Raw genomic sequence first — 23,765 nt, 5'->3', positions numbered from 1 at the left:
AACTGTTTGCGGCTGGTTTCTGGAGATATGGCAGTGTATAGGCCAAGCTATGCAAAAGGTCACAGTAACCAATACTAACAGATTTGATTTAAAAGATATTCTTGACCCCGACGAAAAGCTACTTTGGTCAGGTGGACCGGGTTACGGAACCAAGTACTTTCAAGTTGTAGGTGACGAGCGTAAGCTCCATTTCTTTAACTTAATTGCTTGTGTTGTCATGTGGGCGACGCTGCCGTTCATCAATGCCGACGCCCAGTTTGGTCCCGGTGATGCGCTTTGGATTTATGGGGCCACGACATTCGCCTTTTTCTTGTTTTCAACAGGCATCGCGAGCCAGCGTCAGTATGTGCTGAACAACCTGGCCTACTTTGTCACAGATAGGCGCGTGATTGTTTGTAGGCGCGGTAGAAATTGGAGACTTGGTGTACGGCTCTATGTCATATCGTGTGAGCATTCAGCAACGTTTCCGTACTCTGTTGTCGATACGCGCCCTTACCCGTCACTTGAGGTTGGTATTCTTCTTTCCGAACAGCAAGTACAGCCATTCGGACTCGGGCTTTCTCACCCAGGTCATCCAATTCTCTTTGGCAGGACGCATTATCCCATTTTGCTAGACTATATTCCGGATGCCGAGCATCTAGTTGCGACTATTCGGTCGTGTTGCCTTGACAGGTAGGACCATGGATTTCATCGGAAAAGTACTGAAGTTCCCGTCTGCAGCTGAGTTGCCGGTTCTGAAGCAAGGGTTATTTGTCAGACTGATCTTCGTTGCAATCTTGCTGTTTGCGTCGATTTCAGAACAACGATCGCTCCTCTACTACGTACTAACCCTACCTTGGATATACTTGATACTGATGTTCAGCGTGATCGAAAGCAGGTTTGCGAACCGAAACGATCCGCGTGATTGACCCGTTGCGCACCCCCCGTACGCCCCGTTCCCAAGGCTTAAACGTCTTTCCGTCATAACTCCTTTCAACAAGCCGGGCAAAGCGGCGGCAGAAAGGAGCACAGATGGTATTCGATTTCTTGCGTCGTGGATCGGCTGAGGCAGCGCCCGAGGCGAAGGCGAGCGCGACGGGGCCTGTGGTGGCGTGGCAGACCGGCGGGCGCGTGGCGTGGAGCCCGCGGGACACGGTGTCTCTGACGCGGACGGGATTTTCGGGCAATCCGGTGGGGTTTCGGTCGGTCAAGCTGATTGCTGAATCGGCGGCGGCTCTGCCCTTGATATTGCAGGGTCAGGGGCAGCGTTTCGATGCGCATCCGATCCTGGCTCTGTTGCGGCGCCCGAATGCGGCGCAGGGGCGGGCAGAGATGCTGGAGGCCCTGTTCGGGCAGCTGCTGCTGTCGGGCAATGCTTATGTCGAGGCGGTGCAGGCCGAGGACGGGCTGCCGGTTGAGCTGCATGTTCTGCGCTCGGACCGGATGAGCGTGGTGCCGGGGGCGGATGGGTGGCCCAAGGCCTATGATTACAGCGTCGGCGGCAAGACGCACCGGTTCTCGGCCGAGGCCATCTGCCATATCAAGACGTTCCACCCGCAAGATGATCATTACGGGTTCTCGCCGATGCAGGCGGCGGCGACGGCGATTGATGTGCACAACAGCGCCTCGCGGTGGTCGAAATCGCTGCTGGACAATGCCGCGCGGCCCTCGGGGGCGCTGGTGTGGAAGGGCGGTGATGGGCACGGAATGATGGCCGAGGAGCAGTTCCGCCGCTTGTCCGACGAGATCGAGCAGAACTATCGCGGGGCGCGCAATGCGGGTCGGCCGATGGTTCTGGAGGGGGGGCTGGATTGGAAGCCGATGGGCTTTTCCCCCTCGGACATGGAGTTTCAGAAGACCAAGGAAGCCGCCGCCCGCGAGATCGCGCTGGCCTTTGGGGTCCCGCCGATGCTGCTGGGCATACAGGGCGACGCGACCTATTCAAACTATCAGGAGGCCAACCGGGCGTTTTACCGCCTTACCGTGCTGCCCCTGGTGACGCGGGTGGCGGCGGCGGTGTCGGAGTGGCTGACGGGCTTTACCGGCGAGGACCTGATCCTGAAGCCCGATCTGGATCAGGTAACGGCCCTGTCTGCCGAGAGGGATGCGCAATGGGCGCGGGTCAACCGGGCGGAATTCCTGAGCGATGTGGAAAAACGCAGATTGCTGGGGCTGCCGGAGCGTGCCGATGGCTGAGGGGTATCCGCCGTTCGACTGCGCGCCGGGGCTACGTCTGGCCGCGCATGAGCGGGTGGCCGAGATTCAGCACGCGCATCTGTGCAGGCGGCTGGATCAGATCGAAGAGATGATGGAGCGGCTGGAGAAACGGCTGTGGCTGACAGTCTATGGTGTGGCCGCAGTGATCCTGGCGCAGGCGTTTCAGTCATTCCTGGTGGTAACGCCATAAGTTCAGTGGGTTACATGGAGAAGTTCATGGATTTGGAGCATAAGTTCGCAGGGTTTGGTGACATCCTGTCAGTGACCGAGGATGCGGTGATCGAAGGCTATGCCAGCCTGTTCGGGCAAGTCGATCAGGGCAGTGACATGGTGCAGCGCGGGGCCTATCGCGCCTCGCTTGAGGGGCTCGCCAAGGCGGGTCAGCGGGTCAAGATGCTGTGGCAGCACGACCCGGCGCAACCCATAGGTGTCTGGGACGAGGTGCGCGAGGACGACAAGGGCTTGTGGGTCAAGGGTCGCCTGCTGGAAAGCACCCAGAAAGGCCGGGAAGCGGCCGAGCTGATCCGGGCGGGTGCGATGGATGGCCTGTCGATCGGCTATCGCACCAAACGGGCCGTGAAGAATGACAAGGGCCACCGGGTCCTGACCGAACTGGAGCTGTGGGAGGTGTCGCTTGTGACCTTCCCGATGCTGCCCAGTGCGCGGGTGGCGGCAAAGGGGAGCGACCCCGATGCCGAGAACACCTGGCGCAGTATTGCCGAGGTGTTCAACGACGCCCGGCAGGAGCTGGCGCGGACCTAGCGCGCCTCAAACCCACCCAAAAACAGGACATGCTGATGAGCAAGACCGAGATCCCGGCCTTGACCGGAGAGGGTGCGCCCCTGGTTCAGGAGGTGAAGCAGGCGATGGCTGGCTTCGTGAATGAATTCAAGGGCCTGAAGGCTGAAGTTAAAACCAAATTGCAACAGACAGAAGAGCGACTGACCATGCTGGATCGTAAATCAACCATCGCGGCGCGCCCGCATCTTGCGGCCTCGACCCTGGACGGTGCCCCGCACCAGAAGGCGTTCGACGCCTATGTACGCTCGGGCGAGGATGATGGGCTGCGCGGGCTGGAAATGGAGAGCAAATCGCTGTCCACCGCCGTCAACAGCGATGGTGGGTATCTGGTCGATCCGCAGACCGCCGAGACGATCAAGTCGGTTCTGAACGCAACCGCGTCAATCCGTTCGATTGCGTCGGTGGTGAATGTCGAGGCGAATTCGTTCGATGTGCTGATCGACCATACCGATGTCGGTGCCGGCTGGGCAGATGAGAATTCGGCCACTTCCGAAACCGGAACCCCGTCGATTGACCGTATCTCGATCCCGCTGCACGAGTTGAGCGCGCTGCCCAAAGCCTCGCAACGTTTGCTGGATGACAGCGCGTTCGATGTCGAGGGCTGGCTGGCCGGTCGGATTGCCGACAAGTTCGCCCGTGCCGAGGCGGCGGCCTTTATCACGGGTGATGGTGTGGACAAACCCAAGGGTCTGATGATCCACCGTGCGGTATCCGATGACACGTGGTCCTGGGGCAGCCTGGGGTATGTTGCCACCGGCATCGATGGCGGCGTCGATGCGGATGCGATTGTCGATGTGGTTTATGCGCTGGGCGCGCAATACCGGGTCAATGGCACATTCGTCATGAACTCGAAAACGGCGGGTGTGATCCGCAAGCTGAAAGACAGCGATGGCCGCTTCCTGTGGTCGGACGGTCTGGCCGCCGGTGAGCCCGCGCGCCTGATGGGCTATCCGGTACTGATTGCCGAGGACATGCCGGACGCGGCCTCGGACAGCTTTTCGATCGCGTTTGGCGACTTCAAATCCGGTTACACTATCGCTGAACGCCCCGATCTGCGCGTGCTGCGCGACCCATTCAGCGCCAAGCCGCATGTCCTGTTTTATGCGACCAAGCGTGTGGGCGGTGATGTGAGCGACTTTGCAGCCATCAAGCTGGTGAAATTCGGCATCGCTTAAGCGGTGACGAATCCGGGGGGCCATCGGCCCCTCGGGCGGCGGGCGCGGGCCGGGGTGAGATCCCCCGCGTTGTCTAGCTGCTCCCCTCCGTCCGAGCAACGTGGGGCGGCGCGTGCCCGTCATTTTCCTGACTGAGGCCCCCGGTGGGGTCCGAGATTGCGGAGTGAATGGATGATGTTGATCGAAGAAACCGCCATCGCGGATGCGGCGTTGCCGGTGGATCAGTTCAAGGCGCATCTGCGGCTGGGCAGGGGCTTTGCCGAGGATGACGTTCAGAACGAGGTGCTGAAGGGGTTCCTGCGGGCGGCCATGGCCGCGATCGAGGCGCGCACCGGCAAGGTTCTGATCGAGCGCGACTTTTCATGGAGCCTGAGCGGTTGGCGCGATCCGTCGGGCGAGGTTTTGCCGGTTGCTCCGGTGACATCGGTGCTGGCCGTGACGCTGACCGATGCGGCAGGTTCTGAAACCGTTGCGGATGCGGCGGCGTATAGGCTGGAACGCGATGGTCAGCGCCCGCGGTTGCGGCCGGTCGGGTCGGCCCTGCCTGCGATTGCAACGGGGGGTGCGGTGAAGATCGCCTTCACGGCCGGGATGGCCACGGATTGGGCCGGTTTGCCTGCCGATCTGGGCCAGGCGGTACTGTTGCTGGCCGCGCACTATTACGAATACCGGGACGAGACCGCGCTGGGCGCGGGGTGTATGCCGTTTGGCGTCACCAGCCTGATCCAGCGCTATCGGATGGTGCGCTTTGGTGCGGGGGTGGTGCAATGAATACGCCGCGTCTGAACCGCAAGCTGGTCCTTGAGGCCCCGATGCGCAGCGCTGACGGGGCCGGAGGATATACCGAGGCATGGGCCGCGCTGGGAACGCTGTGGGCCGAGGTCACGGCGCGCAGTGGCGCGGAACGGCAGATCGCCGGCGTTTCCGTCTCGCGCGTGGGGTATCGCATCGTGGTGCGGGGCGCGCCCGAGGGGGCGACCATGCGCCCGGCGCCGGATCAGCGGTTTCGCGAAGGCAATCGCCGTTTCGTCATCCGCGCCGTGGCTGAGCGCGACGCGCGCGGCCAGTACCTGACCTGTTTCGCGGATGAAGAGGTGGCGGCATGAGCTATGGCGTATCAGCCGCCTTGCAGGCGGCGGTGTTTCAGCACCTCACCGCGGATGCGGATGTCAGCGGCCAGTCCGGTGGCGCGATCTATGACGCGGTGCCCACGGGAACGGTTCCGCAGACCTATGTGACATTGGGCCCGGAAGAGGTCCGCGACGCCTCGGACCGGTCGGGCGCGGGTGCGATCCACCGCTTTACGGTTTCGGTGGTGTCCGAAGCCGCCGGGTTTGGCGCGGCAAAGACGCTGGCCGGGGCGGTGTGTGACGCGCTGGACAATGCGCCGCTGGTTCTGAGCCGCGGGCATCTGGTCGGGCTGTGGTTCGAGCGCGCCTCGGCCCGGCGAACCGGGACAGGCGGCAGCATCCGCCAGATCGACCTGAGATTCCGCGCCCGCGTGGAAGACGACTAAGCAATCAACGGAGAGAGCACATGGCTGCCCAGAACGGAAAAGACCTTTTGGTCAAAGTGGATATGAACGGCACGGGCCTGTTCCAGACCATTGCGGGCCTGCGGGCCACGCGGATCAGTTTCAACGCCGAAAGCGTGGATGTCACCAGCCTGGAAAGCCAGGGGGGCTGGCGCGAGCTGTTGTCGGGGGCGGGGGTCAAATCGGCCTCGATCTCGGGCTCGGGCGTGTTCAAGGATGCAGGTACGGACGAACGCGCGCGGCAGCTGTTCTTTGACGGCGAGACCCCGGCGTTTCAGGTGATTATCCCCGATTTCGGCATTGTCGAGGGGGCGTTTCAGGTGACGGGCATCGAATATGCAGGCTCGCACAACGGTGAGGCGACCTATGAGATGAGCATGGCAAGCGCCGGTGCGCTGAGCTTTACGGCGCTGTAATCGCATGGCCAATCCGTGGACGGGCGAGGTGGCACTGACCATAGATGGAGAGCGGCGGGTGCTCAAGCTAACGCTGGGCGCTTTGGCGGAACTGGAGCAGGAGCTGAACACCGGATCCCTGGTCGAGCTGGTGCAGCGGTTCGAGGGTGGCGCGTATTCCAGCAGTGACGTGCTGGCGCTGATCGTTGCCGGATTGCGGGGCGGGGGCCGGGATACCAGCCGCGCCGACCTGCTTCATGCCGAAATCGAGGGCGGCCCGATGGCTGCGGCCAAAGCGGCGGCCGAACTGCTGGCCCGCGCCTTCATGGTGCCGGAAACGACATGAGCGGGTTTGACTGGCCCGCCCTGATGCGGGCCGGGTTTCTGGGGCTGCGGCTGACGCCGGATCAGTTCTGGCGTCTGACCCCGGCAGAACTGCGGCTGATGCTGGGGCAGGGCGCCGGGATGTCCGCGATGAACCGGGCAGGCCTTGACGCGCTGCTGGCCGCCTTCCCGGACAAGCAACAAGGAGAGCGTGATGACGGATCGTGACGGGTTTGACGACTTGCAGGAGCGGGGGGCAGCGCTGGGCGATGCCCTGGGTGATGCTGCGACGATGGCCGCGGCGTTTGACAGCCAGATGAAGCGGATCAGCGCCGCGTTCGAGGAAACCGGCAAGGATGTCGCCACGTTGGAACGGGGCATGTCCAGCGGTTTGCGCAAGGCGTTCGATGGCGTGGTTCTGGACGGGATGAGCCTGTCGGGCGCGCTGGATGTGCTGAAGAACTCGTTGATCCAAACGGCTTATGCAGCCGCGATCAAGCCGGTGACGGATCATTTTGGCGGATTGCTGGCAAACTCGGTCGGCGGGTTGGTGCAGGGTCTTCTGCCCTTTGCCGATGGCGGCAGTTTCAGCCAGGGCCGGGTGATGCCGTTTGCCAATGGCGGCGTGGTCAGCAGCCCGACGATGTTTCCGATGCGCGGCGGCACCGGGCTGATGGGCGAGGCCGGCCCCGAGGCGATCATGCCGCTGGCGCGCGGCGCGGACGGCAAGCTGGGCGTGCGCACGCAGGGCGGTGGGCGTTCGGTGAATGTGGTGATGAACATCACGACCCCGGATGTGCAGGGGTTCCGCCGCTCGCAGGGACAGATTGCAGCACAGATGAGCCGTGCGTTGGGGCGCGGCAATCGCAACAGGTAAATCAGGGAGCAGGTGATGACTTTCCACGAGGTGAGATTTCCCGCCAGCCTGAGCTTTGGCTCGGTCGGGGGCCCCGAGCGGCGCACGGATATCGTGACGCTGGCCAACGGGTTCGAAGAGCGCAACACGCCCTGGGCCCATTCCCGGCGCAGGTATGACGCGGGGCTGGGTATGCGCTCGCTGGACGATATCGAGACGCTGATCTCGTTCTTCGAGGCGCGGCAGGGCCAGATGTACGGGTTTCGCTGGAAGGACTGGTCGGATTTCAAATCCGGCAAGGCCACGTTGGATGTCGATGTCGGAGATCAGGTTATCGCACGCGGCGACGGTGTGCGGACCGAGTTTCAGCTGATCAAGACCTATAGCTCGGGCGGGGTCAGCTATGCCCGCCCCATCGTCAAGCCGGTGCTTGGGACGGTGCGTCTGGGGCTGGATCAGGATGAGATCCGGGAGGGCGTGGAATTCGAGGTTGATCTGGCAACAGGCCGGATCACCTTTGCCGACCCGCCACCGGAAGAGGTGGATATCACCGCCGGGTTCGAATTCGATGTGCCGGTGCGGTTTGACACCGACAAGATCCATACCAGCGTCGCCAGTTTTCAGGCCGGAGAGGCGCCGAACGTTCCCGTGGTTGAGGTGCGTGTCTGATGGCTGTGGATGAACAGGGCCTGCACGCGCATCTGCAAAGCGGGATGACCACCGTGTGCCGGTGTTGGGCGATCAGACGCCGGGATGGTCAGGAATACGGGTTCACCGATCATGATCTGGAACTTGGCTTTGACGGATTGACGTTCAGGGCCAGCACCGGTTTGACGGCGGCGGCCATCGAGCAGGCCACCGGCCTGTCCATTGACAACACCGAAGCCATGGGCGCGCTGTCGGATGCGGCCATTCGCGAAGAGGATATCGAGGCGGGGCGGTTCGACGGGGCCGAAGTGCGCGCGTGGCTGGTCAACTGGGCCGACCCGGATCAGCGCATCCTTCAGTTCCGGGGCTCGATCGGGGAATTGCGGCGCGCAGGCGGTGCATTCCACGCCGAGTTGCGTGGCCTGACCGATTTGCTGAACCGCCCGTTGGGGCGCGTGTATCAGAAGCCTTGTACTGCCGTTTTGGGGGACCGGACCTGTCGGTTCGACATGGATACGCCCGGCTATTGGATTGAGGGCGCCGTCACCGGTTTTGATGGTGGAACCGTTCTGCTTGTCGCGGGCGGGGCAACCATCGAAGACGGCTGGTTCGAGCGCGGCAGGATTGACGTTGTGTCGGGAGCGGCGAAGGGGCTCTGGTCATCAATCAAGCATGACCAGCAGGTGGCGGACGGGCGGCAGATCACGCTCTGGTCCGGTTTCGGGGAAAGCCTGGTGCCGGGTGACACGGTCAGGCTGAGGGCGGGGTGCGACAAACGCATGGAGACCTGTCGTTTGAAGTTCAACAACCTTCTGAACTTTCAGGGCTTTCCCGATCTTCCGGGCGAAGATTGGGTGATGGCCGTTCCCAAACAGAGCAAAGCCAACAGCGGAGGGAGCCTGAGGTGACGATACACAGGCAGGATATTGTCGCGGAAGCGCGCAGCTGGTTGGGGACGCCTTATGTGCATCAGGCCTCGACCAAGGGGGCGGGCACGGATTGTCTGGGCCTGCTGCGCGGCGTCTGGCGCGCCGTGATCGGGCAGGAGCCCGAGGCGGTTCCGGTCTACAGTCTGGACTGGTCCGAGCCGCAGGGCGAGGAACGCATGTGGGCGGCGGCGCGGCGGCATCTGGTCGAAAAGCCGCCCACCGATTTTGCGGTCGCAGATGTTCTGCTGTTCCGGATGCGCGATGGCAGCGTGGCCAAACATCTTGGCATCGTCAGCGTCGCAGGCCCGGAACCAAGGTTCATTCACGCCTATTCCGGCCATGGCGTCGTCGAGAACGCGCTGAGCGGCCCTTGGCGCCGCAGGGTCGTTTCCTGTTTCGAATTCCCGTTGGAGGTGCTCTGATGGCTACTATTCTTCTTTCCGCAGCCGGGGCGGCGCTGGGCGGTTCAATCGGTGGAACGGTCGCGGGCCTGTCCACCGCGATCATCGGCCGGGCCATTGGCGCGACGGTTGGGCGGGTCATCGACCAGAGGTTCTTCAGCCAGTCCGTCATGGGCAGTGGCAGCGAAGTCGTCGAAACAGGCCGCATGGACCGGTTCAGGCTGACGGAAACCGGCGAGGGTGCACCGGTGACCACGGTCTTTGGGCGTATGCGCGTGGGTGGTCAGGTCATCTGGGCGTCGGACTTTCTTGAGACCGAGACCCGGGAAACGCAGGGCGGCGGAGGCGGGGGCAAAGGCAAACCCAAGGCCCCCGAAGTGACCACCGTCAGCTACAGCTATTCGATTTCGCTGGCCATTGCCGTTGGTGCAGGCGAGATCGCCGATGTCGGGCGCATCTGGGCAGACGGGGAAGAACAGGACCGATCCGGGCTGAACATGCGCATCTATCACGGCACGCAGGATCAGTTGCCCGATCCCCTGATCGAAGCAATCGAAGGGGCGGGTACGGTGCCGGCCTATCGCGGTACAGCCTATGTCGTGATCGAGGATTTCCCGCTTGCGAGTTTTGGCAACCGGGTGCCGCAGTTCTCGTTCGAGGTGGTGCGCCCCGCGCAGCGCGACATGCCGGATTACCCAAGCGCCCTGCCGCAGATCGTGCGGGGCGTGGCGATGATACCGGGTACGGGCGAGTATGCGCTGGCCCGTTCGCAGGTGAATTATACGCAATCCGGGACAAGCTGGGCGGCCAATGCGCATTCCGCGTCCGGTGTATCGGATCTTGTGAGCTCGACCCGTGCGCTGGAGACCGAGCTGCCAAATTGCGACGCGGCCTCGTTGGTGGTGTCGTGGTTCGGTGACGATCTGAGATGCGGCACATGCACGATCCGGCCCAAGGTCGAACAGAGTGGTACGGACAGCCGCAACATGCCATGGATCGTGTCGGATCAGGTCCGAAGCACGGCGGGCCAGGTCGCGCGGCAGGACGGTCGCCCGGTCTATGGCGGAACACCCGCAGACCCGGCAGTGGTCGAGGCGATCCGTCACCTCAACCAGTCGGGTAAGCGGGTCATGTTCTATCCGTTCATCCTGATGGAACAATTGCAGGGAAACGGGCTGCCTGATCCCTGGTCGGAGGCCGCAAGCCAGCCCCATCTGCCTTGGCGGGGACGGATCACGCTGGATGTGGCACCGGGGCGCGCGGGGTCTGCTGATCAGACCGCTGCGGCGGACGCGCAGGTGGCCGCGTTCTTTGGGACAGCAAGTGCTGCGGATTTTACGATCAACGAAGGCTTTGACGACCCGGTAGGCTTGGGCGGCGTCAGAGGCTCGGGCCCGGTGCTTGGCGGGCGGCCGGATGACCGCGGGCCTGGCGATTTGCAATGGGTAAACGGAGGCGGCACGTTTGGCGGCTTGCTTGGCAATGGTCCGGTTCCGGCCACGAAAATCGTCAAATACTCTGGCCCGCAGGAATGGGGCCTGCGCCGGTTCATTCTGCACTATGCCATGTTGTGCAAGGCGGCTGGTGGGGTGTCGTCCTTCTGTATCTCGTCCGAGATGCGTGGCCTGACCCAGATACGCGGAGCCTCGGGCTTTCCCGCCGTTGCGCAACTGCGTGCGCTGGCGGCAGAGGTGCGCCAGATTCTGGGGCCAGAGACCAAGATCGGCTATGCGGCGGATTGGAGCGAGTATTTCGGATATCAGCCGGATGGAAGCGGGGACAGGTATTTTCATCTCGACCCGCTATGGGCGGATGATAACATCGATTTCATTGGCATCGACAATTACATGCCGTTGTCCGACTGGCGTGATGGCGAAAATCACGTGGACGCCGAGGCAGGTGCGCCGTCAGTCTATGACCTTGGGTATCTGCGCGGCAATATCGAAGGGGGCGAGGGGTATGACTGGTATTATGCCTCGCCGGAAGAGGCCGAGGCACAGATCAGAACGCCCATCGAAGATCAGGAGCATGATGAGCCATGGGTCTGGCGCTACAAGGACCTGCGCGGCTGGTGGTCAAATCTGCATCACGAGCGGATCGGCGGTGTTCGTCAGCCCAATCCGACCGACTGGGTGCCCGGATCAAAGCCGATCTGGTTTACCGAGTTGGGATGTGCGGCAATCGACAAGGGCACGAACCAGCCAAACAAGTTTCTGGACCCGAAATCGTCTGAATCGCTGTTGCCTGCATATTCAAACGGACTGCGTGACGATTTCATTCAGGTTCAGTACCTGGCGGCGACCCTTGGATATTGGAGCGACCCGAACGTCAACCCGGTGTCGCAAGTCTATGGCGGACCAATGCTGGACCTGGCGAATGCCTATGTCTGGGCGTGGGATACCCGCCCGTTTCCGACCTTCCCAAATCTGCGAAGCCAGTGGGATGATGGGGCAAACTATGACCGGGGGCATTGGCTGAACGGCCGGTCCGGCTCGCGCACGCTGGCCTCGGTCGTGACTGAAATTTGCCACGCGGCAGGGGTGACAAATATCGATGTTACCGGGCTTTACGGCGTGGTTCGAGGATATGTCATCGAAGATGTGACAAATGCGCGGTCGGCTTTGCAGCCGCTGATGCTGCGCTATGGGTTCGACGCGATCGAACGGAACGGCATCTTGCGCTTTCAGATGCGCGATGGCTATGGCGCGATTGCCCTGAACCCTGATCATCTGGCGATCAGCGGTGATCTGGATGGCACGGTTGAGCACCGGCGAGAAGCCGAGGCCGAGATGACCGGTCGCGTGCGCCTGCGCTTTGTCCAGTCGGATGCGGATCACGATCTGGTCGCGGAAGAGGCGGTTCTGCCCGAGGACAGCACGCATTCGGTCTCGGTCAATGAGATGCCGTTATCCATGACACGCACCGAAGGCCGGCAAACGGCTGAGCGCTGGTTGAGCGAGGCCCGTGTTTCCCGCGATACGGTGCGGTTTGCCTTGCCGCCATCGCTGCTGCATCTGGGCGCAGGTGATCTGGTGCGGTTGTCAGAGACCGAAAACAGCCCCCTTTACCGGATTGACCGACTGGAATCGGCCGATCTGCAACTGGTCGAGGCGGTTCGGGTTGAACAGGGCGTGTATAAGGCATCGCAATTGCGCGACGACCCGGCGGTTGTCAGACCCTATGCCGCGCCCGTTCCCGTGCTGCCGGTGTTTCTGGACCTGCCGCTGATCACCGGGGCAGAGGTCCCGCATGCACCTTATCTTGCGGTGACCGCTGATCCCTGGCCGGGGGCCGCGACGGTTTATTCCTCCTCAACCGATGAGGGGTACAGCCTGAGTGATGTGATCCCCGGTCAGGCCATTGTGGGCGTGACCGAAACACCGCTGAGGCGCGCCAGTATCGGCGTCTGGGACGAAGGCCCGGCCGTGAAGGTGCGGCTGTTGGCCGGTCAGTTGGAATCGCGTCCGCGTGGCGCGGTTCTGAACGGTGTCAATCTGGCGGCCATCGGCGACGGAACACCCGGCAACTGGGAGGTGTTCCAGTTCTCGGATGCCACGCTTGAGTCCCCCGGCGTTTACGCGTTGTCCGGGCGGTTGAGAGGCCAGTTGGGGTCGGATGCCCTGATGCCGGATGTCTGGCCGGACGGGTCCATATTCGTGTTGCTGAACGATCAGGTGCAGCAGACCAACCTGTTGCGCAACGAGCGGGGATTGGCCAAACACTATCGCATCGGCCCGGCGACCCGTGGTTACGATGATCCGGCTTACCAGCACCTGATCGCCTCATTCGACGGCAATGGTTTGCGCCCGTTTTCCCCGGTTCACCTCCGGGTGCGATCCGACGCAACCGGCGATCACCTGACCTGGGTGCGGCGCACCCGGTTGGATGGGGATGACTGGTCAGGGCTGGAGGTTCCACTGGGCGAGGAAAGCGAATCCTATCTTGTGCGTGTCTTTGCTGGGGGAACCCTTGTCCGTGAAGAGATGACATCCCTGCCAGGGTGGTCCTATTCGGCGGCATTGAAGGCGGCAGATGGTCTGACCGGGTCATATGAGGTCGGGATTGCGCAGGTGTCGGCCATTTACGGCCCCGGTGCGATGGCGCAACTGGTTGTCGGGTAAGCGGCCCGATGCGACCGCTATTGCACGGTGATGTAAGTGCCGCGGCGCGCGCCTTGTTGGCGGCGCCGCCGCCAGAGCGGACCCGCTTATGCGTCCGGATGATCCATGAGGCGGAACTGGCCGACAATCACCGCGCACGCACGGGTCGGCTGCATCCGGTTTACGGCAACGGATCGTTGATGGCGGTTGCGCGCAACCGGGTGCTGGCCGATGAGCCGGGGTTTGACGATTTGCAATATTGTCAGTGTTTCTCGCTGGTTTTGCACCATCTTGCCGAGTTTCTGATCACCCAGTTGCGCAGCTGACGCATTTGCTGGCGGCCAGATCCAGATACAATCGCCCATCGGGAATACGGTCGCCGCAATCCTCGCAATAGCCGTATTCCCCCTCGTCCAGACGCTTTAACGCGACCTGAAGGCGGCGGGTTTCGACATTGCGATTCACCTGTTGCGCCTTTGCCATCGCCTGGTTTTGCAACGCATCCATGCGGCTGAGCCGACCAACCGCCTGCTGATCCAGTTCAACAACGGCCTGAGCCTGCTGGCCTGATGCGGACAATTGATCCAGTTCGGCCAGACGCTCGTGAATTCGTGTTTCAAAATATGCGCGTTCGGACTCATTCATTTTCGTTGTATCGCGGATCACGGGTTTGCGTTTGGCCTTTTTGCCACTAAATGGCATTCTAGGCGCAGCAAAGGATCAAAAGCTATGTTTGAAAAACGCAGCCCTGTGACACCGGTCGATCCGGTCTGGGACCGTATCACATCCGAGGCCCAAGCAGCCGTCGAGACAGAGCCGCTTATGGGCGGGCTTGTGCACGCCTGTATCCTGCATCACCGCAGCCTTGAGCGTGCGCTGTCCTATCGGATCGCGGCCAAGCTGTGTTCGAACGAAATGTCGATGATGGTGCTGCGCGAGATCGTGGACGAGGCCTATGCAAACGATCCCGGTTTGCTGGAAGCCGCCCGCGCCGACCTGATGGCGGTTTACGAGCGTGATCCGGCCTGCCATCGGTTGTTGCAGCCGATCCTGTATTTCAAGGGCTATCAGGCCATGCAGGCCTATCGCGTCGCGCATTGGCTGTGGCGCAAGGGGCGCTTTGATCTGGCCTATTTCTTCCAGATGCGATCTTCGGAGATTTTCGGCATCGATATTCACCCGGCCGCAAGGATCGGCAAGGGGATCATGATCGACCACGCCCATTCCATCGTCATCGGTGAAACCGCCGTGGTCGGAGACAACGTGTCGATGTTGCATTCGGTGACGCTGGGCGGAACCGGCAAGGAAGAGGAAGACCGCCATCCCAAGATCGGAGACGGTGTTCTGATTGGGGCCGGGGCAAAGGTTCTGGGTAACATCAAGGTCGGCCATTGCAGCCGTATCGCTGCCGGTTCGGTGGTGTTGCAGGACGTTCCGCCGTGCAAGACCGTTGCCGGTATCCCGGCCAAGATCGTGGGCGAGGCCGGATGCGATCAGCCGTCAATCTCGATGGACCACATGCTGGGCAAAGATCAGTAGGTCGATTTAAACTAACAAAAAAGGCCGCCTCGATATTCGAGGCGGCCTTTTTTTTAGGTCGGTATGGCTTACGCCAGCATGACCATCGGGTTTTCCAGATTGTCGACAATGGCCTTGAGCAGTTCGGCCCCCAGCGCGCCGTCGATGACGCGGTGATCAACGGACATGGTGACAGACATCACGGTTGCCACCGTCAGCTCGCCATCATCCCCGACAACCGGTTTCTTGACGCCGGTGCCGACGGCCAGAATACCGGCATGGGGCGGGTTCACGATGGCATCGAAATTGTCGATGCCGAACATGCCCAGGTTCGAGATGGCAAAGGTGCCGCCCTGATATTCATGCGGAGCCAACTTGCGCTCGCGTGCGCGGGCGGCAAGGTCTTTCATCTCGGTCGAAAGGGCTGACAGGGATTTCATGTCAGCGTCTTGCAGGACCGGCGTGAACAACCCGCCTTCGATTGCGACGGCAACAGCCACATCTGACGGTTTCAGTTGCAGCACCCGGTCACCTGCCCAGACGGCATTACAGGCCGGAACCTGTTGCAGCGCGTTGGCGACGGCCTTGATGATGAAGTCATTGACGCTGAGCTTGACGCCGCGACCTTCCAACTGCTTGTTCAACTGACCACGGAATTTCAGCAGCGCGTCCAGCTTGATATCGCGGCGCAGGTAGAAATGCGGGATGGTCTGTTTGGCCTCGCCCAGGCGTGCAGCAATGGTTTTGCGCATACCGTCGAGCTTGATTTCCTCGTACGGGCGGCCTTCGTACATCCGCGCGACCATATCCGCCGATGGACCAGACGGAGCTGCTGGGGCAGCTGCGGGCGCGGCGGCGGCGGGAGCAGTGGCAGGAGCTGCTGCCGGAGCGGTGGCAGTTGCGCCTTCAACATCAACCTTGACGATGCGACCATGCGGGCCGGAACCGGCAATCTGCGTCAGGTCGAGACCTTTTTGCGCAGCAATCCGGCGGGCCAGAGGCGAGGCAAAAATCCGACCACCATCAGCCTTGGCCGGAGCGGCCGGGGCAGGGGCGGCCGCCTCGGGTGCCGCCGGCGCGGCAGCCTCGTTGCCCGCGACGGCTGCGGGGGCAGCCGCCGTGGCTGCAGCCGGGGCCGTGCCAATGTCATCGGCGCTTTCGCCGTCTTCCAGCAGAACCGCGATGGCGGTGTTGACCTTGACCCCTTCGGTGCCCTCGGGAATCAGGATCTTGCCGATGGTGCCTTCGTCAACGGCCTCGAATTCCATCGTGGCCTTGTCGGTTTCAATCTCGGCCAGCAGATCACCGGAGGAGACGGTGTCGCCTTCCTTGACCAGCCATTTGGCGAGCGTGCCTTCCTCCATGGTCGGGGACAGGGCGGGCATCAGAATTTCTGTAGGCATCTGTCTGTCGCTCCTTACCGGTAGGTCACTTGTTTGACGGCGGCGATCACCTCATCGGTGGTGATCAGGGCCAGCTTTTCGAGATTGGCGGCATAGGGCATCGGAACGTCCTTGCCAGTGCAATTGATGACCGGCGCGTCGAGGTAATCAAACGCCTCCTGCATCACGACCGAGCTGATGTAGCTGCCGACAGACCCCTGCGGCCAGCCTTCTTCCACTGTCACCAGACGGTTGGTCTTCATCACCGAGTTGATGATGGCGCCAGTGTCCATCGGGCGGATGGTGCGCAGGTCGATCACTTCGGCGCTGATGCCGTCTTCGGCCAGCTTGTCAGCAGCTTCCAGCGCGTATTGCATGCCGATGCCAAAGCTGACGATTGTCACATCTGACCCTTCGCGCCAGATGCGGGCCTTGCCCAGCGGAATGGTCAGGTCATCCACCTGCGGCACTTCGAAGGAGCGGCCGTAGAGGATTTCGTTTTCCAGGAACACAACCGGGTTGGGATCGCGGATGGCCGATTTCAGCAGGCCTTTGGCATCAGCAGCGGAATAGGGCATGACGACCTTCAGGCCGGGGATCTGCATGTACCACGCGGCATAGTCCTGGCTGTGCTGTGCGGCCACGCGGGCCGCGGCCCCGTTGGGCCCCCGGAACACGATGGGGCAACCCATCTGACCACCAGACATATAAAGCGTTTTGGCCGCAGAGTTGATGATCTGGTCAATCGCCTGCATGGCGAAGTTGAAGGTCATGAATTCGACAATCGGTTTCAGACCGCCAAAGGCCGAACCCACCGCGATACCGGCAAACCCGTGTTCGGTGATCGGGGTGTCGATCACGCGTTTGGAGCCAAATTCATCCAGCAGGCCCTGCGAGATTTTATAGGCCCCCTGATATTCAGCGACTTCCTCGCCCATCAGATAGACGTTTTCATCGCCGCGCATTTCCTCGGCCATTGCATCGCGCAAGGCCTCGCGCACGGTTTCGGATTTCATTTCAGCATCCGCGGGCCAGTCGGGTGACAGGTCCACCGCTGGAGCAGCGGGGGCCGCTGCGGCAGGAGCCGGGGCCGGGGCTGCTGTTGGGGCGGCCTCGGGCGTTGCTGCGGCTGCGGGGGTTGCCGCGGGCAGGGCAGAGGCGTCTTCGCCTTCTTCGACCAGCACTGCGATAGGGGTGTTCACCTTGACCCCTTCGGTGCCTTCCGCGATCAGGATCTTGCCGACGATGCCTTCATCGACGGCTTCGAACTCCATTGTTGCCTTGTCGGTCTCGATCTCGGCCATGATGTCGCCCGAGGATACGGTGTCGCCTTCCTTGACCAGCCATTTGGCCAGCGTGCCCTCTTCCATCGTGGGGGAAAGGGCGGGCATGAGAATTTCGGTTGCCATGTCTTATTCGTCCTCTCAGGCGTAAATGTCAGTCCAGAGCTCTTCGACCGAAGGCTCGGGGCTTTCTTTCGAGAATTCGGCGGCCTGATTGACGATCTCCTTGATTTCCTTGTCGATCGCTTTCAGGTCATCCTCGGTCGCGTGCTTGCCGGTCAGCAGCAACTCGCGCACATGTTCGATCGGGTCGCTTTGTTCGCGGACCTTCTGAACTTCTTCGCGGGTACGGTACTTGGCCGGGTCGGACATCGAGTGGCCGCGATAGCGGTAGGTCTTGATTTCCAGGATATAGGGGCCTTTGCCTGCGCGGCAGTGCGCGACAGCTTTTTCACCCGCTTCCTTGACCGCCAGCACATCCATGCCGTTGACGATCTCGCCCGGAATGCCAAACGCCTCGCCGCGATGGAAGATGTCCTTGGTCGAGGTTGAGCGGGACTGTGCGGTGCCCATGGCGTATTGGTTGTTCTCGATCACGAAAATCACCGGCAAGCCCCAGATGGCCGCCATGTTGAAGGTCTCATACACCTGACCCTGGTTCGCGGCACCGTCCCCGAAATAGGTGAAGGTCACGCGGCCGTTTTCCTTGTACTTGTCGGCAAAAGCCAGCCCCGCGCCCAGCGGAACCTGCGCGCCGACGATACCGTGCCCGCCGTAGAAGTGCTTTTCTTTCGAAAACATGTGCATCGAGCCGCCCTTGCCTTTGGACAGGCCACCGATGCGCCCGGTCAGTTCGGCCATCACGCCGCCCGGATCCATGCCACAGGCCAGCATGTGACCGTGGTCGCGATACGAGGTGATGCGCTTGTCGCCTTCCTCTGCTGCGGCCTCAAGCCCGACAACAACGGCCTCTTGTCCGATATAAAGGTGGCAGAACCCGCCGATCAGGCCCATACCATAAAGCTGACCGGCCTTTTCCTCGAATCGGCGGATCAGCAGCATCTCGCGGTAGTATGTCTGGAGTTCTTCCGCAGAAACATTTGGTTTCTTTGTGGTTTTTCGCGCAGCCATCGTGGCGATCTCCCCCTTTCGGACAGATAGTTTAGCGTTAAACTATCTCATAAAGCATTTGGGGCTTTCTGGCGAGGGTAAATGTGACGCAGCGTTCGCCACGGCGCATCCCGGCCGAAACGCCGGGCCTGAGTTGCCTTTTCTGAATAGGGTACTTGATCAGCGGATCACGATTTCGTCCGACCGGATCATGCCCAGAACCGAGCGCGCCTGCTGGTCCAGCAGGTCCAGATCCAGATAGGTGTCGGACAGACGCCGTGTCAGGTTTTCCATCTCGGCGATTTCGACATTCAGTTTTTCCAGACTGCGTGACAGAGCGTCCCGTTCCGCCGCAATTTCGACCCGCCGGAACAGGCCGTAATCCCCTTGAACAGCGGCAAAGGTGAAATACACACCCAGCATGAAAGCCACCGAGAAGAAGAGAACTGCACCCAAACCGGGCCGATGGGAACGGGACACTCTGTTTACCGCCGTATGAAAACTTGCCTCAATAACGGGCTCTTTCCGAGCCTCTGATCGCACTATGTCACAGGCGATTCGGGTTGTGAATCCCCTGATTCGGTTTTTTCATCAGTATTTCGTGTGCGTCCCGGTTAAAGCTCAGCGCCAGGACTGAAGCTGCTGATTTCTTGCAAGCGTCTGCTCTTTCATACAGGTCCAGTAGAACATGGGCGCAGCGCTGCCGCCGCCGGACAGTTCCTTGTCGCAAGTGGCGTCCCGTGTCTTTAGCCACGCACGTTGTTCCGTCAGAAGGGCATCGCCGTTGCCACGTGCATCAGCGACCGGCTTGATCTGTTTCCATAACCGGTTGAGGTTGCGGTCAACGGCTTCCCATTGCTCCTTGGCACAGAAATTTGCGTCAAGCTGTGTCTGGCCACCGCAACTGGATTGTGCTGTTGCAGGCCACGGCATTGCAAGAAGGACGAGCAGGTATAATGACCTCATGACATAATCCCCCGTTCAAATAGGGGATAATACCATGAACCGTGACAAGCGGCCAAATGCGGTGAGCGTCGCTTAGTGTTCCAGCGCAGCGACACCCGGTAGGGTTTTGCCTTCCATCCATTCAAGGAACGCACCACCTGCGGTCGAGATATAGGTGAAATCCTTGGCCGCACCCGACGCGTTCAGCGCCGCAACCGTGTCACCGCCACCCGCGACCGAAATCAGCTGACCCGAACGGCTGAGGGCTGCGGCTTTCAGGGCTGCGGCATTGGTGGCCGCGTCGAACGGCTCCAGCTCGAACGCGCCCAGCGGGCCGTTCCAGATCAGGGTTTGGCTTTTGTCGAAAATCGCGGTAATCGCTGCGACGCTTTCAGGGCCCGCGTCCAGGATCATGCCATCCGCAGGGCATTGATCGGCGGGCAGAACCTTGTGGGGTGCGTTGGCCTCGAATTTTTCAGCCACCACAACATCAAGCGGCAGGACGATCTGGCAGCCCGAGCTTTCGGCCTTGGCCAGAATTTCGGCGGCGGTGTCCTTCATTGCGGTTTCAGCCAGAGATTTGCCAACGCTGATGCCTTGGGCGACAAGGAATGTGTTCGCCATACCGCCACCGATCACCAAATAATCGACCTTGTCGATCAGGTTGCCCAGCAGTTCCAACTTGGTCGAGACCTTGGCGCCGCCGACAACCGCCGTTACCGGGCGCTTGGGTGCACCCAGCGCGCTTTCCAGCGCCTGCAACTCGGCCTGCATCAGACGGCCCGCACAGGCCGGCAGCAGACGTGCGATGGCCTCGGTCGAGCTGTGGGCGCGGTGCGCGGCTGAAAACGCATCGTTGCAATAGACATCGCCCAGCTTGGCCATCCCAGCGGCCAGATCGGCGTCATTCTTGGTTTCGGCTGCGTGAAAGCGCGTGTTTTCGAGCAGCAGGACCTGGCCGGGTTGCAAGGCACTGGCGGCCAGTTCCGCCTCGGCCCCGACGCAATCGGCAGCAAACAGAACCTTTGCGCCAAAAGCGCTTTCCAAAGTCGGGACCAGTTGTTTCAGTGACAGGCTTTCACGCCGTTCGCCACCGGGACGGCCAAAATGGGCCAGAAGGATCGGCTTGCCGCCAGCGGCCAGAATATCGCGCACCGAAGGGACGATCCTTTGGATACGGGTGGCGTCGGTCACAACACCGTCAACCACGGGCACGTTGATATCCACACGCACCAGCACGCGTTTGCCGTTCAGGTCCATATCGTCCAGTGTTTTCCAGCCCATTGTGCGATCCTTGTCGTTGGCAACCGATTTAGGCGGTTCTTTTCCTGCATTTTGCCCTCAGGTCAATGCGTCACTTGGCATTCGCACGCGTGCGTCATAGGTATTTGCGCAAGATAAACGACAGGAGGGCCTCATGGCCGAGATCAAAGACCCCGAAAACACAATCATCATCGAGCTGAAAGGCGGCAATGTCGTCATCGAGCTGCTGCCGGATGTAGCGCCGTTGCACAGTGCGCGGATGAAGGAACTGGCCCGTGGCGGTGAATATGACAACGTGGCGTTTCACCGTGTGATCGACGGTTTCATGGCACAAACCGGCGACGTGCAGCATGGTGATATGGAAGACGGGTTCAACCTGCGCATGGCGGGCACCGGCGGTTCGTCACTGCCGAATGTTCCGGCAGAATTTTCCAAGCTGCCCCATGATCGCGGCACGCTGGGCGCGGCGCGCTCGCAGAACCCGGATTCGGCCAATTCGCAGTTCTTCATCAACTTCAAGGACAATCACTTCCTGAACGGTCAGTACACGGTCTATGGCCGGGTCATCGACGGGATGGAGCACGTCGATGCGATTGTACGCGGCGAGCCGCCTGCAAGCCCGGACCGCATGATCAGCGTCAAGGTGGCCGCAGATGCATAAACTGGCTGCGGCTTTTGCCCTGCTGGCAAGCCCGGCGCTGGCCAGCGGTTTGCAGATCGAGGTCGAAGGGGAAGGGGCCAATGGCACAATCTCGATCGACCTGTTCGAAGATGTGGCACCCCAGCATGTGGAACAGATCACCGCTCTGGCTGCTGACGGTCAGTATGACGGCGTCGTGTTTCATCGCGTAATCGATGGCTTCATGGCGCAAACCGGCGACGTGCAATACGGCAACTCGGGCGCGGACGGCTTCGACATGCGCTATGCCGGGCGCGGCGGGTCGGATCGCGCGGATCTGCCGGCCGAGTTCTCGGACGTGAGTTTTGACAGGGGTGTTGTCGGCATGGCCCGGTCCAGCGATCCGGATTCGGCCAATTCGCAGTTCTTCATCATGTTCGCCCCCGGCCCGTTTCTGGACGGCCAGTATACCGTGGTTGGTCAGGTGACCGACGGTATGGATGTGGTCGACGCGATCAAGCGGGGCGATGGCCAGAACGGTGCGATCATCGGTGCACCGGATGTGATGAAAAAAGTTACCGTTACCGAATAAGATGATTTAGCCCGGCTCAAGCGCCGGGCTTTTTCTTTGGCCTATTGATCGATGAAATCGCGGATGGCACGGGTATAGGCACCGGGATCCTGAAAAGATGCGAAGTGGCTGACATCATCCAGAACAAGCAACTTGGCGCCCGGAATCGCGTCAGCAATTGCTTGTGAATGCGCCATCAGAATGGCCTCGTCATGTGCGCTTTGAACCACAAGTGTCGGGACGGTGATCGATGACAGCGCCTCAAGCCCACCGGGTTTTTCGGTGCCCCACATGGCGGCCACCCCACCAAGGAATGCCTCGAACCCGTCAGGAGTCGGGGACATGGCCGCATAATCTTGCGCCATCATGCCCACATAAGTGCCAAACACCTCGTTGGTTTCCACCGAAGGATCGATCCCGTCCAGTGTGACATTGCCTGCATGGGCAAAGTGACTGACCAGCCGATCCGGGTTGGTGGTCGAGATTGAATACCCGATATTTGCCCCGTCGGACCAGCCGACCAGATGCACCTGATCGACACCCAGATGATCCAGCAGCGCCAGATAATCCTGCGACAACAACGCGTAGGAATAGGGGCTGCCATCGTTGGTGGATCGTCCGTGCCCGCGCGTATCCGCCACGATTACCCTGTGATCCTGGGACAGGTCGGCAACCTGCGCGGCCCAGACATCGCCATGGGCAAGCCCACCGTGGATCATCAGAACCGGGGTGCCGCCCGCATCGCCATACGTGGCGTAATACATGTCGATGCCGTTGATCTCTGCCGTACCCGCTTCGGTGGCGGCGGGCATCTGGGGGGCTTGCGGGATGCTCAGCCATTTGTCTTCGGCCCAGCCTGCCGTCGCGGCGCAGCTTAGGAAAAATGCTGTGGTGAATGTCTTCATTGTATCCTCCCGTTGAACCAAAGGCCGTAACCAAGCCAGATTTGACGGAAGGATACCGTGTTTTTCAGTAATCGGGATAATTACCTTTCCCGCGCGGATCAGTCATCCGAGGACATTGCTTTCCAGATCAAAGCGCCGATTGCGCCGCCAATCAGGGGGGCTACCCAGAACAGCCAGAGCTGAGCCAGTGCAGGGCCGTCGGCAAACAGGGCAACGCCGGTTGAGCGCGCCGGGTTGACGGAGGTATTCGTCACCGGGATTGAGATCATGTGGATCAGGGTCAGCGCCAGACCGATGGCAATCGGAGCGAACCCGGCGGGTGCCTTGTCCGACGTCGCGCCCAGAATGATCAGAATGAAGAAAGCGGTCATCACGATTTCGATGATCAAAGCCGACATCAACGAATATCCCTGTGGTGAGGCCTCACCATACCCGTTTGACGCGAACCCACCGACACCAGCGAAATCGGGTGCCCCGCTGACGATCAGGTACAGAACCACTGCGGCGGCAATTGCGCCAATGACCTGTGCAACCCAATAGGGCAGAAGGTCTTTGGCCGGAAACCGTCCTCCAATCATCAGGCCCAAACTGACGGCCGGGTTGAAATGCCCGCCCGAGATTGGGCCGACCGTGTAAGCCATCGTCAAAACGGTAAGGCCAAAGGCAAAGGAAACACCAAGCCAACCGATGCCGACATCTGCCACACCAGCCGCCAGAACGGCACTGCCGCAGCCCCCCAGAACCAACCAGAACGTGCCGAAGAACTCGGCAAGTAGTTTCGATGACATAGAAAATCCTCCGCCCAATAAT

At 61.2% G+C, this 23,765-nt stretch carries 28 protein-coding genes and 2 pseudogenes; 21 read left to right on the top strand and 9 right to left on the bottom strand.

The features are described 5' to 3' along the window. The first annotated feature begins 49 nt into the window (after positions 1 to 49). The 18 genes and pseudogenes from ACR0J7_RS03545 to ACR0J7_RS03460 all read left to right on the top strand — a co-directional run bounded on the left by ACR0J7_RS03545 (position 50) and on the right by ACR0J7_RS03460 (position 13,685). Complete coding sequence (locus ACR0J7_RS03545; protein WP_480564253.1) at positions 50 to 676, top strand: hypothetical protein; 627 nt, start codon at positions 50 to 52, stop codon at positions 674 to 676. Between the two features lie 335 nt (positions 677 to 1,011). Next, positions 1,012 to 2,175, top strand: a complete 1,164-nt coding sequence (locus ACR0J7_RS03540; RefSeq protein ID WP_480564256.1) for a phage portal protein — start codon at positions 1,012 to 1,014, stop codon at positions 2,173 to 2,175. After that, the gene (locus tag ACR0J7_RS03535) at positions 2,168 to 2,386 is read left to right on the top strand and encodes a GTA head formation protein, RCAP_rcc01685 family (RefSeq protein ID WP_480480401.1); all 219 of its coding nucleotides are present in this window, start codon (positions 2,168 to 2,170) and stop codon (positions 2,384 to 2,386) included. The genes ACR0J7_RS03540 and ACR0J7_RS03535 overlap by 8 nt, the downstream gene beginning before the upstream one ends. 14 nt (positions 2,387 to 2,400) lie before the next feature. Beyond that, positions 2,401 to 2,958, top strand: coding sequence for an HK97 family phage prohead protease (locus tag ACR0J7_RS03530; protein WP_480564259.1), 558 nt, complete (start codon positions 2,401 to 2,403; stop codon positions 2,956 to 2,958). 35 nt (positions 2,959 to 2,993) lie between these two features. Next, positions 2,994 to 4,172 carry a phage major capsid protein gene (locus ACR0J7_RS03525; protein WP_267365002.1) on the top strand — a complete coding sequence of 393 codons (1,179 nt, stop codon included), beginning with the start codon at positions 2,994 to 2,996 and terminating at the stop codon, positions 4,170 to 4,172. A 171-nt stretch (positions 4,173 to 4,343) separates the two neighbouring features. After that, positions 4,344 to 4,943 carry a head-tail connector protein gene (locus ACR0J7_RS03520; RefSeq protein ID WP_480869504.1) on the top strand — a complete coding sequence of 200 codons (600 nt, stop codon included), beginning with the start codon at positions 4,344 to 4,346 and terminating at the stop codon, positions 4,941 to 4,943. After that, entirely contained in the window at positions 4,940 to 5,278 is a 339-nt protein-coding gene (locus ACR0J7_RS03515; RefSeq protein WP_480772852.1) for a phage head closure protein, read from the top strand. The genes ACR0J7_RS03520 and ACR0J7_RS03515 overlap by 4 nt, the downstream gene beginning before the upstream one ends. After that, positions 5,275 to 5,688: a DUF3168 domain-containing protein gene (locus ACR0J7_RS03510; RefSeq protein WP_480492978.1), complete on the top strand. Its 414-nt coding sequence runs from the start codon at positions 5,275 to 5,277 to the stop codon at positions 5,686 to 5,688. The genes ACR0J7_RS03515 and ACR0J7_RS03510 overlap by 4 nt, the downstream gene beginning before the upstream one ends. A gap of 20 nt (positions 5,689 to 5,708) precedes the next feature. Beyond that, a complete protein-coding gene (locus ACR0J7_RS03505) occupies positions 5,709 to 6,122 on the top strand; it encodes a phage major tail protein, TP901-1 family (protein ID WP_267364994.1) in 414 nt (137 codons plus the stop codon). A gap of 4 nt (positions 6,123 to 6,126) precedes the next feature. Then, complete coding sequence (locus tag ACR0J7_RS03500; protein WP_267364992.1) at positions 6,127 to 6,447, top strand: gene transfer agent family protein; 321 nt, start codon at positions 6,127 to 6,129, stop codon at positions 6,445 to 6,447. Continuing rightward, a complete protein-coding gene (locus tag ACR0J7_RS03495) occupies positions 6,444 to 6,653 on the top strand; it encodes a rcc01693 family protein (protein ID WP_267364990.1) in 210 nt (69 codons plus the stop codon). Before ACR0J7_RS03500 ends, ACR0J7_RS03495 begins: the two co-directional genes overlap by 4 nt. Beyond that, positions 6,640 to 7,302 (top strand): phage tail tape measure protein, encoded by a 663-nt coding sequence (locus ACR0J7_RS03490; protein ID WP_480480413.1) that lies wholly within the window; start codon positions 6,640 to 6,642, stop codon positions 7,300 to 7,302. The genes ACR0J7_RS03495 and ACR0J7_RS03490 overlap by 14 nt, the downstream gene beginning before the upstream one ends. Before the next feature lie 15 nt (positions 7,303 to 7,317). After that, complete coding sequence (locus ACR0J7_RS03485) at positions 7,318 to 7,950, top strand: DUF2460 domain-containing protein (RefSeq protein ID WP_267364987.1); 633 nt, start codon at positions 7,318 to 7,320, stop codon at positions 7,948 to 7,950. Then, positions 7,950 to 8,837, top strand: a complete 888-nt coding sequence (locus tag ACR0J7_RS03480) for a DUF2163 domain-containing protein (RefSeq protein ID WP_480564265.1) — start codon at positions 7,950 to 7,952, stop codon at positions 8,835 to 8,837. Before ACR0J7_RS03485 ends, ACR0J7_RS03480 begins: the two co-directional genes overlap by 1 nt. Beyond that, positions 8,834 to 9,280 (top strand): C40 family peptidase, encoded by a 447-nt coding sequence (locus ACR0J7_RS03475; RefSeq protein WP_480504748.1) that lies wholly within the window; start codon positions 8,834 to 8,836, stop codon positions 9,278 to 9,280. Before ACR0J7_RS03480 ends, ACR0J7_RS03475 begins: the two co-directional genes overlap by 4 nt. Beyond that, positions 9,280 to 10,611: pseudogene (locus tag ACR0J7_RS03470) on the top strand (baseplate multidomain protein megatron); the annotation flags it as partial. The gene ACR0J7_RS03475 and the pseudogene ACR0J7_RS03470, both read left to right, overlap by 1 nt. 153 nt (positions 10,612 to 10,764) lie before the next feature. Then, a pseudogene (locus tag ACR0J7_RS03465) lies at positions 10,765 to 13,380 on the top strand (baseplate multidomain protein megatron); the annotation flags it as partial. Between the two features lie 8 nt (positions 13,381 to 13,388). Next, positions 13,389 to 13,685, top strand: a complete 297-nt coding sequence (locus ACR0J7_RS03460) for a DUF7742 family protein (RefSeq protein ID WP_480480421.1) — start codon at positions 13,389 to 13,391, stop codon at positions 13,683 to 13,685. On the opposite strand, the gene ACR0J7_RS03455 is transcribed toward ACR0J7_RS03460, so the two are convergent. Continuing rightward, a complete protein-coding gene (locus tag ACR0J7_RS03455; RefSeq protein WP_480913299.1) occupies positions 13,666 to 14,061 on the bottom strand; it encodes a TraR/DksA family transcriptional regulator in 396 nt (131 codons plus the stop codon). The genes ACR0J7_RS03460 and ACR0J7_RS03455 overlap by 20 nt on opposite strands. Before the next feature lie 27 nt (positions 14,062 to 14,088). On the opposite strand from ACR0J7_RS03455, the gene cysE reads away from it, so the two are divergent. After that, on the top strand, positions 14,089 to 14,898 hold the full coding sequence (gene cysE / locus ACR0J7_RS03450; RefSeq protein ID WP_209503587.1) for a serine O-acetyltransferase: 810 nt from the start codon (positions 14,089 to 14,091) through the stop codon (positions 14,896 to 14,898). Between the two features lie 68 nt (positions 14,899 to 14,966). On the opposite strand, the gene ACR0J7_RS03445 is transcribed toward cysE, so the two are convergent. The 6 genes from ACR0J7_RS03445 to ACR0J7_RS03420 form a co-directional block, all read right to left on the bottom strand. After that, the gene (locus ACR0J7_RS03445) at positions 14,967 to 16,280 is read right to left on the bottom strand and encodes a pyruvate dehydrogenase complex dihydrolipoamide acetyltransferase (RefSeq protein ID WP_480553773.1); all 1,314 of its coding nucleotides are present in this window, start codon (positions 16,278 to 16,280) and stop codon (positions 14,967 to 14,969) included. Between the two features lie 14 nt (positions 16,281 to 16,294). Next, positions 16,295 to 17,668, bottom strand: coding sequence for a pyruvate dehydrogenase complex E1 component subunit beta (locus ACR0J7_RS03440; RefSeq protein WP_480492987.1), 1,374 nt, complete (start codon positions 17,666 to 17,668; stop codon positions 16,295 to 16,297). A 15-nt stretch (positions 17,669 to 17,683) separates the two neighbouring features. Continuing rightward, on the bottom strand, positions 17,684 to 18,673 hold the full coding sequence (gene pdhA, locus ACR0J7_RS03435; RefSeq protein ID WP_209503593.1) for a pyruvate dehydrogenase (acetyl-transferring) E1 component subunit alpha: 990 nt from the start codon (positions 18,671 to 18,673) through the stop codon (positions 17,684 to 17,686). Positions 18,674 to 18,832: 159 nt separating this feature from the next. Further along, positions 18,833 to 19,132, bottom strand: a complete 300-nt coding sequence (locus tag ACR0J7_RS03430) for an FtsB family cell division protein (RefSeq protein WP_209503595.1) — start codon at positions 19,130 to 19,132, stop codon at positions 18,833 to 18,835. A 141-nt stretch (positions 19,133 to 19,273) separates the two neighbouring features. Next, the gene (locus ACR0J7_RS03425) at positions 19,274 to 19,618 is read right to left on the bottom strand and encodes a lysozyme inhibitor LprI family protein (RefSeq protein ID WP_480473359.1); all 345 of its coding nucleotides are present in this window, start codon (positions 19,616 to 19,618) and stop codon (positions 19,274 to 19,276) included. 72 nt (positions 19,619 to 19,690) lie between these two features. Next, positions 19,691 to 20,881 (bottom strand): phosphoglycerate kinase, encoded by a 1,191-nt coding sequence (locus ACR0J7_RS03420; RefSeq protein WP_480564285.1) that lies wholly within the window; start codon positions 20,879 to 20,881, stop codon positions 19,691 to 19,693. 133 nt (positions 20,882 to 21,014) lie between these two features. Here ACR0J7_RS03420 and ACR0J7_RS03415 point away from each other — a divergent pair, with 133 nt between their 5' ends. Together ACR0J7_RS03415 and ACR0J7_RS03410 are read left to right on the top strand one after the other, a co-directional pair. Beyond that, complete coding sequence (locus tag ACR0J7_RS03415; RefSeq protein WP_209503601.1) at positions 21,015 to 21,521, top strand: peptidylprolyl isomerase; 507 nt, start codon at positions 21,015 to 21,017, stop codon at positions 21,519 to 21,521. Further along, positions 21,514 to 22,071, top strand: a complete 558-nt coding sequence (locus ACR0J7_RS03410; RefSeq protein ID WP_480480435.1) for a peptidylprolyl isomerase — start codon at positions 21,514 to 21,516, stop codon at positions 22,069 to 22,071. The genes ACR0J7_RS03415 and ACR0J7_RS03410 overlap by 8 nt, the downstream gene beginning before the upstream one ends. A gap of 41 nt (positions 22,072 to 22,112) precedes the next feature. On the opposite strand, the gene ACR0J7_RS03405 is transcribed toward ACR0J7_RS03410, so the two are convergent. Next, positions 22,113 to 22,955, bottom strand: coding sequence for an alpha/beta fold hydrolase (locus ACR0J7_RS03405; RefSeq protein ID WP_480869493.1), 843 nt, complete (start codon positions 22,953 to 22,955; stop codon positions 22,113 to 22,115). 98 nt (positions 22,956 to 23,053) lie between these two features. Further along, a complete protein-coding gene (aqpZ, locus tag ACR0J7_RS03400) occupies positions 23,054 to 23,743 on the bottom strand; it encodes an aquaporin Z (RefSeq protein ID WP_480869491.1) in 690 nt (229 codons plus the stop codon). Between the last annotated feature and the right edge of the window lie 22 nt (positions 23,744 to 23,765).

This window comes from Ruegeria sp. O4, assembly GCF_056535125.1.
This window is presented reverse-complemented; position numbering and strand designations above follow the sequence as displayed.